This is a genomic window from Planotetraspora kaengkrachanensis (assembly GCF_016862895.1).
Classification (GTDB): Bacteria; Actinomycetota; Actinomycetes; order Streptosporangiales; family Streptosporangiaceae; genus Planotetraspora; species Planotetraspora kaengkrachanensis.
In genome coordinates this window covers 204,342-216,848 of the sequence record NZ_BONV01000002.1, presented here as the reverse complement: position 1 = coordinate 216,848, position 12,507 = coordinate 204,342, and the positions used below count along the sequence as shown (strand labels likewise).

Here is a 12,507-nt window from a genome sequence, read left to right as displayed (position 1 = left end):
CTTCATGGCCGTCGGGCTGCTGAAACGGTGAAGTGCCGTCCGAACTGTCGGCGCATTTGCCAATTATTGACCAAGATTTCCTATTCTGCCCATTATGGGAAGTTCTCTGGGTGAATTTCTTCGCGCCCGTCGCCAGCGCACCACCGTCGATCAGGTCGGGCTGACGGGCAGTGGCGGTCGTCGCCGGACTCCGGGGCGGCCAAGCTGCGCGCGCTCATCGCCGGCAACGGACGCCTCCGGGCGCACGGACCCCCGCGGCGAGCCGGCCTAGCTTTGCTCCTCTTCGTCCGAGGTTTCGGGCCCGGGTCCGGATACCGCGACGTCGGTGAAAGGCCGCACCAGCAGGGTGACCGCCTTGACGACGTTGTCGCGCAGCACCTCGGGAGCCGGGTGCCTGGTGGAGGTGCCGAACGGGAGCGCGGGTGACCACGCCGTGGCGATCGCCATCAGCGTCGTCACGAGGAACTCGGGCTCGAAGCCGGGGTCGATCCGGCCCTCCCGCTGGCCGTCGATCACCGCCGCGGCCATGTAGTCGAACGATTCCGCCCTGGTCTCCGGCAGTTGGGCGCTCTGCTCAAGGGTCGACCACGCGAGCAGTCGCAGGATCTCGGGATGCGCCGTGGCGAAGTCGTACACCTTGCCGGCGAAGCCGGGCAGGTCGTCGGCCGTGAACGGCATATGCAGGTTCACGTCCGCCAGATGGCGCTGGAGCAGCGTGGTGAACAGCTTCTCCTTGCTCTCGAAGTAGATGTAGATCAAGTTCTTGTTGCACCCGGCCTTGTGCGCGATGCGGTCGACGCGTGCGCCTGCGACCCCGAAGGTCGAGAACTCCTCCAGCGCGGCGTCGAGGATCCGTTCGCGTGTCGCTTCCGCCTTGCTCATCTTCTCGCCTCCCGGGTGCGACCCTACCAGTTTGACTAACCGGTTAGTTCGACCCTAGGCTTTGGCTAACTGGTTAGTTAGTCGCCTGCACAGGCGATCGATCCGGAGGGGAACCTCATGACCGCGACATCCGCGGGGAGCATCGCTCTCGCCGACGGCCTCACCGTCAACCGCATGGGCTACGGCGCCATGCAACTGGCCGGCCCGCACGTCTTCGGACCGCCGAAGGACCGGGACGAGGCCGTCCGCGTGGTCCGCACCGCCGTCGAGCGGGGTGTCACCTACATCGACACCTCCGACTTCTACGGCCCGCATGTGACCAACGAGATCATCAGAGAAGCGCTGGCGCCGTACGCCGAGGGTGTGCACATCTTCACCAAGGTCGGTGCGCTGCGGGGCGACGACGGCTCGTGGATCCCGAGCATCACGCCCGCCTCGCTGAAGGAGCAGGTCCACTCCAACCTGAAGACCCTCGGCCTCGACGTGCTCGACGTCGTCTACCTGCGTCTGCCCAACCGCGACACCACGACCGACGACCCGATCTCGGAGGAGTTCGGCGCGCTCGCCGAACTGCGCCAGGAGGGCCTGATCAGGCACCTCGGTCTGTCAGGCGCCTCGGACACGCAGCTCACCGAGGCACAGCGGATCGCCCCGGTCGTGGCGATCCAGAACCTCTACAACCTGGTCAACCGGCAGGACGACGCGCTGCTCGAGCGCTGCGCACGGGAGAACATCGCATTCGCCTCGTTCTTCCCGCTGGGCGGCTTCAGCCCGATCCAGTCGGACACGCTGAGCGACGTCGCCGCCCGCGTCGGCGCCTCGCCGCAGCAGGTCGCACTGGCCTGGCTGCTGCGGCGCTCTGCCACCTCGGTGGTGATCCCGGGCACCTCGAAGGTCGCCCACCTGGAGGAGAACATCAAGGCGGCCGAACTGACCCTGCCTGCCGACGCGATCGCCGGACTGGACGCCATCGGGGAGTCGTGACATCCACCAGGATGTGCGCATGAATTCCGCCCGTGCCTTCTGGGAGCAGCACGCCTGCCTGCCCCTCACGCTCGACGCCGACGTGACCGACCTGCTGCGCTACCGCCGTACCGGCGGGGCCTACGTGTGCGTCAACGTCGGCTACGCGCCGCATTCCCGTGCGGACGCGCTCTCCTACATCGGCCACTTCACCCGCGCGATCGAGGCGCACCCCGACCTGACGCTCGCGACGAGCGTCGCCGACGTCGACGCGGCGGTGCCGGACGACCGGATCGTCGTCGCGTTCGACCTGGAGGACTCCGCCCCGCTGGAGGGGGACCTCGACATGGTGCGCGTCTTCTCCGACCTGGGCGTGAAGTCGCTGCTGCCGAGCTACAACAACGGCAACGCCGCCGGCGGCGGCTGCCTGGACGCCGTCGACACCGGCCTGACGGCCTACGGCCGCGACCTGGTCCGGCGGATGAACGAGGTCGGCATGCTGGTCGACGGGTCGCACTGCGGCACCCGTACGGGGCTGGACCTGTCGGCCGCCACCGAGCAGCCGATGATCTACTCGCATTCGGCGATGCGCGGCCTGTGGGAGCACGCCCGCAACATCACCGACGAGCAGGCCCGGGAGTGCGCCGCTACCGGGGGCGTCATCGGCATCCCCGGTGTCGGCATCTTCCTGGGGCCCAACACCGCGACCTTGGACGCGTTCATCGCGCACATCGACTACGCCGTCGACCTGGTCGGCCCCGAGCACGTCGGCATCGGCAGCGACTACTCCTTCGACGCCGAGGACCTGACGGCGGAGCTGGCGGACAACCCCGACCTGTTCCCCGAGGAGTACACGCGCTGGGGCGTCATCGAGTTCGTCGAGCCGGAGACGACGCTGCTGGTCGAGCGCGAACTGGTGGGGCGCGGCTATCCGGAGGAGGCGGTCCGCGGCATCCTCGGCGGCAACTTCCGGCGGGTGGCCGCCCAGGTCTGGAGGTGACCCTTGTCCGATCGCACAACCCCAGCCGCACGCGGTTGTGCGATCGGCCGAGTACGCGCTCCCTGGTGGCGATCTAGCCTCTGCGCATGACGTCGCGCTGTTGAGCGGCCGTACCAGAAAAGGAACCGCATGAGTCCCTTCCGCACGAGGGCCCTCACGGCCCTGGCCCTGACCGGTTCGGTCGGGCTGACCGCCTGCGGCGGCGCGAGCTCTCCCTCCCCGAGCGCGGGCACGGCCGCCGCCTACGCCAGCGGCAAGACCTTCACCCTGGACCTGGCGACCGATCCCGGCGCCCTCGACCCGCAGGGGTCGGCGGTCAGCGCCCTGTTCGGCATGACCCAGTACGCCTACGACAACCTGGTCGCCGTCGCCAAGGACGGCACGATCAAGCCGCACCTGGCCACCGCGTGGACCGTCGAAGGTGCCACCCTCACCTTCGACATCAAGCCGGGCGTCACCTGCTCTGACGGCACCCCGTTCACGGCGCAGACCGTGGTCGACAACATTGCCTACGTGGAGAATCCGGACAACAAGAGCCCGTTCCTGGGCGCCTTCATCCCGGCCGGCGCCACCGCCTCCGCATCCGGCTCGAAGGTCACCGTCAAGCTGGCGGCCCCCGCGCCGTTCGCGCTGAACGCGTTCGCGAACCTGCCGATGGTGTGCGACGCCGGCATGAAGGACCGGTCGAGCCTGAAGGCCGCCACGAACGGCACCGGCCCGTACGTGCTGAAGGAAGCGGTCCCCTCCGACCACTACACGTACGAGTTGCGTCAGGGCTACACCTGGGGACCCGGCGGCGCCACCACGGCCGAGAAGGGCATGCCGGCCAAGGTCATCGTCAAGATCGTCGCGAACGAGACCACCGCCGCCAACGAGCTGCTCGCGGGCACGGTCAACGCGGTCCTGATCAACGGCCCTGACGCCGCCCGCCTGGCGGCCGCGGGCCTGAAGTCCGTCGGCACACAGGCGTTGATCGGCGAGCAGTGGTACAACCACGCCGAGGGTCACCCCACCTCGGACCCGGCCGTGCGCATGGCGCTGACCCAGGCGCTCGACCTCAAGCAGCTCCAGACCGCCCTCACCTCCGGCAAGGGCGCGGCCGCGACCCAGCTGGCCGCCCTCGAGCCCACCGGCTGCAGCGGCGACTCCGTCACCGGTCACCTGCCGGCCTTCGACGCCGCCGCGGCCGGGGCCGCGCTCGACGCCGCCGGCTGGGCCAAGGGCGCCGACGGCGTCCGCGTCAAGGACGGCAAGCCGCTCACGGTCTCCTTCGTCTACGACGCCGGGCTCGGCACCGGCGGCAGCGCGGCCGCCGAACTGGCCGCCGCGGCCTGGAAGGCGATCGGCGTCGAGGTCAAGGCCACTCAGCAGAACACGACACAGATCTCGGGCGCCCTCTTCGGCACCGGCGACTGGGACATCGCCTGGGAGGCCCTGAACCTCAGCACTCCCGACCAGGTCATGCCGTTCGTCTCCGGCCCCGCCGCGCCGGAGGGCACGAACTTCGCCGCCATCGACAACGCCGACTACCTGGCCCTGGCCACCAAGGCGAAGGCCGCGACCGGCAACGCCGGATGCGCGGACTGGTTCGCCGCCGAGCAGGCGCTGTACAAGGCCGCGGACCTGGTGCCGTTCGCCAACAACGTCATCCCCACCTTCCTCAAGGGCGCGGAGCTGGACATCGCCGGCAGCATCATCCCCACCAGCATCCGGATGCTCGGCTGACGATGAAGATCCCGACCAGCGGCCGGTGGCCGCGCTTCGCGCTCCGGCGCGCCGCGCGGCTGCTGGTGTCGCTCTGGGTGCTGGTGACCGCCGCGTTCCTGATGATCCACCTGGTCCCGGGCGATCCCGTACGCGCGGCGCTCGGCCCGACCGCGCCGGCCGACCTGGTGCTGGCCCGCAAACAGGAGCTCGGCCTGCTGGAACCCCTCTGGCGGCAGTACGTCACCTTCCTGCGCCACCTGCTGAGCGGCGAGCTGGGAGTGTCGATCTCCAGCCGGCTCCCGGTGGGCGAGACGATCGCCCAGCGGCTGCCCGCCACGGCCCAGCTCGCCGTGGCCGCGTTCCTGCTCGCGGTGGCCGTCGCGGTCCCCGTGGGCGTGGCGATGGCGACGCTCACCCGCCGCGGCCGCGGCAGACGCGTGGAGCTGGCGTTCACCAGCACGAACGTCGTCATCGGCGCGATCCCCGACTTCCTGCTCGGCGTCGGCCTGGTCTACCTGCTGGCGGTGCAGACGCACCTTTTCCCGGTGGCGGGACGCGACGGGCTCGACTCCTACGTGCTGCCGGTGCTCGCGCTGGCGATCGGCCCGGCTGCGGTGCTGTCGCGCATCGTCCGGGTGGAGATGCTCGCGGTGCTGGAGACCGACTACGTCCGCACGGCGCGGGCCAAGCGGCTCGCGTCGCTGCGGGTGCACCTCGTGCACGCCCTGCCGAACGCGGTGACGGCGACCCTGACGCTCGGCGGGCTGCTGCTGAGTTCGCTGGTGGCCGGGACGGTGCTGGTGGAGAACGTCTTCGCCTGGCCGGGGCTCGGCTCCTCGATCGTCTCCTCGATCGTCGCCAAGGACTACCCGATGGTCCAGGGCACCGTCCTGGTGTACGGCGTCGGCGTCCTGCTGGTCAACACCCTCGTCGACGTGGTGCTCGCGCTGCTCGACCCCCGTTCGGCGATCGGAGAGAGCTGACATGCGGGCGGCACGTGTTCTGCTCAGGCCGGTCGGCTTCGCCGGGTTCGGGCTGCTGACCCTGGTACTGCTGGCCGCCGCGTTCGGGCCCGTCCTGTGGGGTGGGCGGGCCGCGGCCGTCGACACCGGCAACCTGCTGGCCGGACCGTCGGCCGAGCACTGGATCGGCACCGACAACCTCGGCCGCGACCTGTTCGCCCGGGTGCTGGTGGCCGCCCGGCTGTCGATCCTGCTCGCGGTGGCGGCGACGGCGATCAGCCTGTTGCTGGGCATCCTTCTGGGGGCCGCGCCGATGCTGCTCGGACGGCGGCTGGGCCGCCTGGTCACCTCGGCCGTCAACGTGCTGGTGGCCTTTCCCGGCCTGCTGCTCGTCCTGTTCTTCGCCGTCGTCTTCGGCGTCGGCGCCCGGGGGGCCGTGCTCGCGGTCGGCGTGGCCGGGGCGCCCGCGTTCGCCCGGCTGTGCCACACCCTGATGGCCGCAGTCTCCGAGCGGGACTACATCGCGGTGGCGCGCATCGCCGGGGTGAGCCGCATCCGGGTGCTGCTTCGCCATGTGCTGCCGAACGTCGCCGAGCCGCTCGTCGTGAACGCGACGATGGCGGCCGGCGGGGTGCTGCTGACCTTCGCCGGGCTGTCCTTCCTGGGGCTGGGCGTGCAGGCGCCGTCCTACGACTGGGGCAAGCTCATGCAGGACGGGCTCAACGGAATCTACGTCCACCCGCTGGCCGCGCTCGGCCCCGGCATCGCCGTCGTCCTGGCCGGTCTGGCGTTCAACCTCACCGGTGAGGCGTTCGCGGCGATGTTCGGCCTCGGCGACTCGCCCGGCAGGTCCCGCTCCCTGGAGGAGCCCCGCGAACCGGTCGCCGCCACACCTGCCGTCCCCGGGACGGTCCTGTCGGTGGAGGGCCTGCGCGTGACGATCCCCGGCCCGGCCGGCCCGATCCGTGCGGTGCGCGGGGTCACGTTCTCCGTCTCCGACGGCGAGGCCGTCGGAGTGGTCGGCGAGTCCGGCTCGGGCAAGTCGCTGACGGCGCTGGCGTTGGCCGGGCTCATCGAGCCGCCGGTACGCGTCGAGGCCGGCCACCTCGTCGTCGCGGGCGAGGACCTCATGGCCGCCGGCGCCCACCGGCGCCTGGGCACCTCGCTGGCGATCGTCTTCCAGGACCCGATGACGTCGTTCAACCCGGCGCACCGGGTGGGGCCGCAGCTGGCCGAGGTGAGCCGCTTCCACCAGCGCATTGGCCGCAGGGCCGCCCTCGCGCGCGCCGTCGACCGCCTGCGCGCGGTACGGATCCGCGAGCCCGAACGGCGCGCGCGCCAGTACCCCTTCGAGTTCTCCGGCGGCATGCGGCAGCGGGCGATGATCGGCATGGGCCTCATGGGCGACCCCCGGCTCATCATCGCCGACGAGCCGACCACCGCCCTGGACGTCACCGTGCAGCGGCAGGTCCTGGAACTGCTCGCCGAGGTACGCCGCGACACCGGCGCCGCCCTCCTGCTCATCAGCCACGACGTCTCGGTCGTGACCGACGTGTGCGACCGGGTGCTGGTGATGTACGCCGGCCGGGTCGTCGAGGAGCTGCCCGCCAAGGACCTGCGCACGCTCGCGCGGCACCCGTACACGCGGGCGCTGGTGGCGGCCGTGCCGGACATGGACACCGACCTGAGCCGCCCGCTCGCCGTCATCCCCGGGCTGCCCGCCGACCCCGTACATGTTCCGGCCGGGTGCGCGTTCGCGCCCCGCTGCCCGCTCGCCGACGACCACTGCCGTGCGGTCGCGCCCGCGCTGGTGGCCGGTGTGGCGTGCCACAAAGCCACGGAGGTCCCGGTATGAGCACGCTCAGCTTCCATGATGTCCGCGTCCGGTACGGCTCGCACACCGTGCTTGACGACGTCAGCCTGGAGGTGGCCGACGGGCAGACCGTCGGCCTGGTCGGCGAGTCGGGCTGCGGCAAGTCGACCCTCGCCCGGGCCGCCGTCGGGCTGGCGCCCCTGACCGGCGGGCAGATCCTGCTCGACGGCAGACCCGTCCCGAACAGGGGCCGCCGCCCGGTGCAGATGGTCTTCCAGGATCCGTACTCCTCCCTGGACCCCCGCATGACCGTGGGGGAGAGCTTGGCGGAGGCCATGCCGGAGCGCCTGGGCAGGACCGCCCGCCAGGCGGAGATCGCGCGCCTGCTCGCGCTGGTCCACCTGGACGCGGCCCGGGCCGCCGACCTGCCGGTGCGCCTGTCGGGCGGGCAGCGGCAGCGGGTCGCGCTGGCCCGGGCACTGGCCGCCCGGCCGCAGGTGATCCTCGCCGACGAGATCACCTCGGCGCTGGACGTCTCCGTGCAGGGCGCCGTGCTCAACCTGATCCGTGACATGCGCCGGGATCTGGGCCTGTCGATGCTGTTCATCTCCCACAACCTGGCCGTCGTCCGGTACGTCGCCGACCAGGTGGCGGTGCTCCACAACGGGCAGATCGTCGAATTCGGCCCCACCGCCCAGGTGCTCGGCGCGCCTCGCCACGACTACACCCGCCACCTCCTCGCCGCCCTTCCCGGCGCCGTCCCCCTGAAGGAGCAGATGTGACCCTCGACCAGGCCCACTGGCAGAACCGTCTCGACGAACTCGCCGCCAAGCACGGCGTCCCCGGTGCCCAGCTCGGCATCCTCCGCCTCGGCACCGACGGCGCGGACGACGAACTGCTCACCGCCGCCACCGGCGTGCTGCACGCCGGCACCGGCCAGCCCGCCACCACCGACTCCGTCTGGCAGATCGGCTCGATCTCCAAGGTGTGGACGGCGACCGTCATCATGCAGCTGGTCGACGAGGGCGCCCTCACCCTCCAGACCCCGGTCGCCGAGGTCCTGCCGGAGTTCCGGCTGCGCGACCCGGAGACCACCGCCGCGGTCACCGTCTGGCACCTGCTCACCCACACCAGCGGCATCGACGGCGACCTGTTCACCGACACCGGCCGGGGCGACGACGCCCTGGAGAAGTACGTCGCCCTGCTGGCCGACGTGGCGCACAACCACCCCATCGGCGCCACCTGGTCCTACTGCAACGCCGGCTACTCCGTACTCGGCCGGATCATCGAGGTCCTCACCGGCCAGACCTGGGACCAGGCGATCAAGGCCAAGCTGTTCGCGCCGCTCGGCCTGACCCACACCACGACGCTGCCCGAGGAGGCGATGGTCTTCGCCCACGCGATGGGTCACGTCAAGGGCGGAGACGACCCGGTGATCGCCCCGGTGTGGGGGCTGCCCCGCGCGGTCGGCCCGGCCGGGCTGATCACGTCCACCGTCTCGGACGTGCTCGCCTTCGCTCGCATGCACCTGCTGGGCGGGCTAGCCTCCGACGGCACCCGCGTCCTGTCGGCGGACAGCGCCGAGGCGATGTCCGCGTACCAGACAGACTGCCCGGAAAAGCTCCTGCTCGGCGACTCGTGGGGACTGGGCTGGTTCCGCTGCGACTGGCACGGCCACCGCGCCTACGGCCACGACGGCAACACCATCGGCCAGGCGGCGTTCCTGCGGGTGTTGCCGGAAGCCGGTGTCGCGGTCGCGCTCACGACCAACGGCGGCCACACCCACGACCTGCACGTCGATCTGTACGACGAGATCTTCTCCGACCTCACCGGGGTCCGGCTGCCCGAGCCGTTCGAGCCTCCGGCCGAGCCGGTGACCACCGACCTGGCCCCGTACGCCGGCACGTACGCTCGGGAATCCGTCCGCATGGAGGTGCTGGAGGAGGACGGCAAGCCGACCCTGCGCGTCACGGTGATCGGGCCGATCGCCGAGCTGGAGGGCACCCCCGTCCAGATCTACGAGATGACCCCCGTCGCCCCGGCCCTGTACGCGGTCCGCCCCGAGGGCATGGAGTCGTGGGTCCCCGTGACGTTCTACTCGCTGCCCACCGGCGAGGAATACGTGCACTACGGCGCCCGCGCGACCCCGAAGAAGCACGGCTGACCGTGCCCGTCAGCATCGAGACGTTCCTCGCCGACCTCAGGGCGCTCGTCGAGTGCGAGTCGCCCTCCGCCGACCGGGCCGCGGTCGCCCGGTCGGCCGACCTGGTCGCCCGTGTCGGCACCACGCGACTCGGCGTGGCGCCCGAGCGCATCACCCTGGACGGGTGGTCGCACCTGCGGTGGCGGTTCGGGGACGGCGACCGCCAGGTACTGCTCCTGGCCCATCACGACACGGTCTGGCCCATCGGCACGCTGGCCGCCCGGCCGTACCGGCTGACCGGCGGGGTGGTGCGCGGCCCCGGCTGTTTCGACATGCTCGCCGGCCTGGTGATGGCGATCCACGCCGTCGCCGGCCTGGCCGAGCGCACCGGCGTCACCCTGCTCGTGACCGGGGACGAGGAGCTCGGCTCGCCGAGTTCGGCCGCCCTGATCGAGGAGGAGGCCCGGCGGTCCAAGGCGGCGCTCGTCCTGGAGGCCTCGGCCGACGGCGGCGCCCTCAAGACGGCCCGCAAGGGCGTGTCCCTGTACGAGGTGCGCGTCACCGGCCGGGCCGCCCACGCCGGGCTGGAACCGGACAAGGGCGTCAACGCCACTCTCGAACTGGCGCGCCTGGCCCTGGCCGCGAGCGCCCTGTCGGACCCGGCGGCCGGGACGACGGTCACCCCGACGGTGTTCGCCGCGGGCACCACGGCGAACACGGTGCCCGCCCACGGCTCGTTCGCCGTCGACGTACGCGCGTGGACCAACCGCGAGCAACTGCGCGTCGACCACGCGCTGCGCGCTTTGGTCCCGCTCGACCCCGCTGCCGTGATCGAGATCGGGGGAGGCGTCAACCGGCCCCCGCTGGAGGAGCCGTCCAGCCGGGAGCTGTTCGGCCGGGCCGCCGCCGTCGCGGCCCGGCTCGGCCTGCCGCCCCTGTCCGGCACGGCCGTCGGCGGCGCCTCCGACGGCAACCTCACCGCCGGCGCCGGCACCCCGACCCTCGACGGCCTGGGCGCGGTCGGCGCCGGAGCCCACGCCGACCATGAGCACGTCGTCGTCGACCTGCTTCCCGGCCGCACCGCGCTGCTGCGCGAGCTGGTCGCCGAACTTCTGGAGGACGAGTCGTGAGCATGCTCGACCTGGCGGCGCGGGACGCGGGCAGACGGGCCGAGAATGCGGGCGTGGTGATCAGGGAACTCCAGGACCTGAACGAAGCCCAGGCCATGATCGACCTGCTGCTGGAGATCTGGGGCCGCCCGCTGATCACGATGGAGTTCCTGCGCGCGCTGACCAAGGCGGGCAACTACGCCGCAGGCGCCTACGACGGTGACCGGCTCGTCGGCGTCTGCATCGGCTTCCACGAGGCGCCGGCGGCCCGTACCCTGCACAGTCACGTCGCCGGGGTCGCCCCCGGCATGGAGGGCCGCAGCGTCGGCATGGCGCTCAAGCTGCACCAGCGCGCCTGGGCCCTGACCCGCGGCATCACGACGATCGAGTGGACGTACGACCCGCTGGTCGGCCGCAACGCCTATTTCAACATCGTCAAACTGGGTGCGCTGCCGGTGGAGTACCTGCCGAACTTCTACGGCGCGATGCACGACGCGATCAACGGCGCCGACGACTCCGACCGGCTGCTGGTGCGCTGGAGCCTGCTCGCGCCGAGGGTCGTCGCCGCCTGCGCGGGGACGCGCTTCGACCGTCCCACGGGCGGCCCGTCGAGCCGCCGGGTCGCCACCCCGCCCGACATCGAGGCCCTGCGCGCCGCGGACCCGGCCGCCGCCGCGGCCTGGCGCCGCGGGCTCCGCGCCGAACTGGAGCCGCTGATGGCCTCCGGCGGGCGCGTCGTCGACTTCGATCTCGACCTCGGTTACCTCGTCGATCTGGAGTACTGATGAAGCTGCGCGGAATCGAACTCCGCCGTGTCTCGATGCCGCTGGTGTCGCCGTTCCGTACCTCGTTCGGCACGCAGACCGAGCGCGACATCCTGCTGATCAAGGTGGTGACCGACGACGCCGAAGGTTGGGGCGAATGCGTCGCGCTGGCCGATCCGCTCTACTCGGCGGAGTACGTCGACTCCCAGCAGGACGTCCTGCGCCGGTTCCTGCTGCCGCGACTGGCCGCGCATGAGAGCCGGGCCGAGCTCGCCCGGTTCGGCGCCGCCGCCGTCGCCGGGCTGCTGCACGCGGTCAAGGGGCACCGGATGGCCAAGGCCGCGGTGGAGATGGCGGTCCTCGACGCGGAACTGCGCGCCCTCGGCCGCTCCTTCGGCCGCGAACTCGGCGCCGTCGCCGACCGGGTCCCCAGCGGAGTGTCGGTCGGCATCCACGACTCGATCCCCCAGCTGCTGGCCGCCGTCGAGGGTTATCTGGACGAGGGGTACGTCCGGATCAAGCTCAAGATCGAACCGGGCTGGGACCTGGCTCCGGTGGCCGCTGTACGCGACCGGTTCGGCGGGGACCTGCCCCTACAGGTCGACGCCAACACCGCCTACACCCTGCGCGACGCCCGTCACCTGGCCAAGCTCGACGCGTACGACCTGCTGCTGATCGAGCAGCCGCTGGAGGAGGAGGACGTCCTCGGGCACGCCGCGCTCGCGCGGGAGCTGGCGACGCCGATCTGCCTGGACGAATCCGTCGTGTCCGCGCAGACGGCCGCCGCGGCCGTCACGCTCGGCGCGTGCCAGATCATCAACATCAAGCCCGGCCGGGTCGGCGGATACCTGGAGGCCAGGAAGATCCACGACCTGGCCGCAGCCCACGGGATCGCGGTCTGGTGCGGCGGCATGCTGGAGACGGGCCTCGGCCGCTCCGCCAACATCGCCTTGTCCGCCCTGCCCGGCTTCACCCTGCCCGGCGACGTCTCGGCGTCGGACCGCTTCTACCGCACCGACATCACCGAGCCGGTCGTCCTGGTGGACGGCCACGTCCCGGTGCCCACGGGCCCAGGTCTCGGCGTCACCCCCGTACCGGAGGTGCTGGAGCGGGTGACGACCTCGGTGGAGTGGATCGACTTCTGAGGAGCGCGCCTATACTGCC

General features: G+C 71.6%; 11 protein-coding genes. 10 read left to right on the top strand and 1 reads right to left on the bottom strand.

Going from position 1 to position 12,507, the window contains the following annotated elements:
* Positions 1-267 precede the first annotated feature (267 nt).
* Entirely contained in the window at positions 268-882 is a 615-nt protein-coding gene (locus tag Pka01_RS03825; protein ID WP_203881147.1) for a TetR family transcriptional regulator, read from the bottom strand.
* A gap of 117 nt (positions 883-999) precedes the next feature.
* Between Pka01_RS03825 and Pka01_RS03820 the strand changes: the two genes are divergently transcribed.
* The 10 genes from Pka01_RS03820 (at position 1,000) to menC (ending at position 12,488) form a co-directional block, all read left to right on the top strand.
* On the top strand, positions 1,000-1,866 hold the full coding sequence (locus Pka01_RS03820) for an oxidoreductase (RefSeq protein ID WP_203881146.1): 867 nt from the start codon (positions 1,000-1,002) through the stop codon (positions 1,864-1,866).
* Positions 1,867-1,885: 19 nt separating this feature from the next.
* Complete coding sequence (locus Pka01_RS03815) at positions 1,886-2,845, top strand: dipeptidase (protein WP_203881145.1); 960 nt, start codon at positions 1,886-1,888, stop codon at positions 2,843-2,845.
* Between the two features lie 129 nt (positions 2,846-2,974).
* Positions 2,975-4,570, top strand: a complete 1,596-nt coding sequence (locus Pka01_RS03810) for an ABC transporter substrate-binding protein (protein ID WP_203881144.1) — start codon at positions 2,975-2,977, stop codon at positions 4,568-4,570.
* A gap of 2 nt (positions 4,571-4,572) precedes the next feature.
* Complete coding sequence (locus Pka01_RS03805) at positions 4,573-5,535, top strand: ABC transporter permease (RefSeq protein ID WP_203881143.1); 963 nt, start codon at positions 4,573-4,575, stop codon at positions 5,533-5,535.
* 1 nt (position 5,536) lies between these two features.
* Positions 5,537-7,369, top strand: a complete 1,833-nt coding sequence (locus Pka01_RS03800; RefSeq protein WP_203881142.1) for a dipeptide/oligopeptide/nickel ABC transporter permease/ATP-binding protein — start codon at positions 5,537-5,539, stop codon at positions 7,367-7,369.
* On the top strand, positions 7,366-8,109 hold the full coding sequence (locus Pka01_RS03795) for an ABC transporter ATP-binding protein (protein WP_203881141.1): 744 nt from the start codon (positions 7,366-7,368) through the stop codon (positions 8,107-8,109). Before Pka01_RS03800 ends, Pka01_RS03795 begins: the two co-directional genes overlap by 4 nt.
* Positions 8,106-9,491, top strand: coding sequence for a serine hydrolase domain-containing protein (locus tag Pka01_RS03790; RefSeq protein WP_203881140.1), 1,386 nt, complete (start codon positions 8,106-8,108; stop codon positions 9,489-9,491). The genes Pka01_RS03795 and Pka01_RS03790 overlap by 4 nt, the downstream gene beginning before the upstream one ends.
* Before the next feature lie 2 nt (positions 9,492-9,493).
* Positions 9,494-10,600, top strand: a complete 1,107-nt coding sequence (locus tag Pka01_RS03785) for a M20/M25/M40 family metallo-hydrolase (protein ID WP_239114711.1) — start codon at positions 9,494-9,496, stop codon at positions 10,598-10,600.
* A gap of 2 nt (positions 10,601-10,602) precedes the next feature.
* Complete coding sequence (locus Pka01_RS03780) at positions 10,603-11,364, top strand: GNAT family N-acetyltransferase (protein ID WP_203881315.1); 762 nt, start codon at positions 10,603-10,605, stop codon at positions 11,362-11,364.
* Positions 11,364-12,488: an o-succinylbenzoate synthase gene (gene menC / locus Pka01_RS03775; RefSeq protein ID WP_203881139.1), complete on the top strand. Its 1,125-nt coding sequence runs from the start codon at positions 11,364-11,366 to the stop codon at positions 12,486-12,488. Before Pka01_RS03780 ends, menC begins: the two co-directional genes overlap by 1 nt.
* The last annotated feature ends 19 nt before the right edge of the window (positions 12,489-12,507 follow it).

What these genes read in the sequence shown, in the direction of transcription:
- menC (WP_203881139.1), top strand. Translation starts at nt 11,364, where the DNA reads ATGAAGCTGCGCGGAATCGAACTCCGCCGTGTCTCGATGCCGCTGGTG.
- Pka01_RS03805 (WP_203881143.1), top strand. Translation starts at nt 4,573, where the DNA reads ATGAAGATCCCGACCAGCGGCCGGTGGCCGCGCTTCGCGCTCCGGCGC.
- Pka01_RS03825 (WP_203881147.1), bottom strand. Translation starts at nt 882, where the DNA reads ATGAGCAAGGCGGAAGCGACACGCGAACGGATCCTCGACGCCGCGCTG.
- Pka01_RS03815 (WP_203881145.1), top strand. Translation starts at nt 1,886, where the DNA reads ATGAATTCCGCCCGTGCCTTCTGGGAGCAGCACGCCTGCCTGCCCCTC.
- Pka01_RS03780 (WP_203881315.1), top strand. Translation starts at nt 10,603, where the DNA reads ATGCTCGACCTGGCGGCGCGGGACGCGGGCAGACGGGCCGAGAATGCG.
- Pka01_RS03820 (WP_203881146.1), top strand. Translation starts at nt 1,000, where the DNA reads ATGACCGCGACATCCGCGGGGAGCATCGCTCTCGCCGACGGCCTCACC.
- Pka01_RS03810 (WP_203881144.1), top strand. Translation starts at nt 2,975, where the DNA reads ATGAGTCCCTTCCGCACGAGGGCCCTCACGGCCCTGGCCCTGACCGGT.
- Pka01_RS03795 (WP_203881141.1), top strand. Translation starts at nt 7,366, where the DNA reads ATGAGCACGCTCAGCTTCCATGATGTCCGCGTCCGGTACGGCTCGCAC.
- Pka01_RS03800 (WP_203881142.1), top strand. Translation starts at nt 5,537, where the DNA reads ATGCGGGCGGCACGTGTTCTGCTCAGGCCGGTCGGCTTCGCCGGGTTC.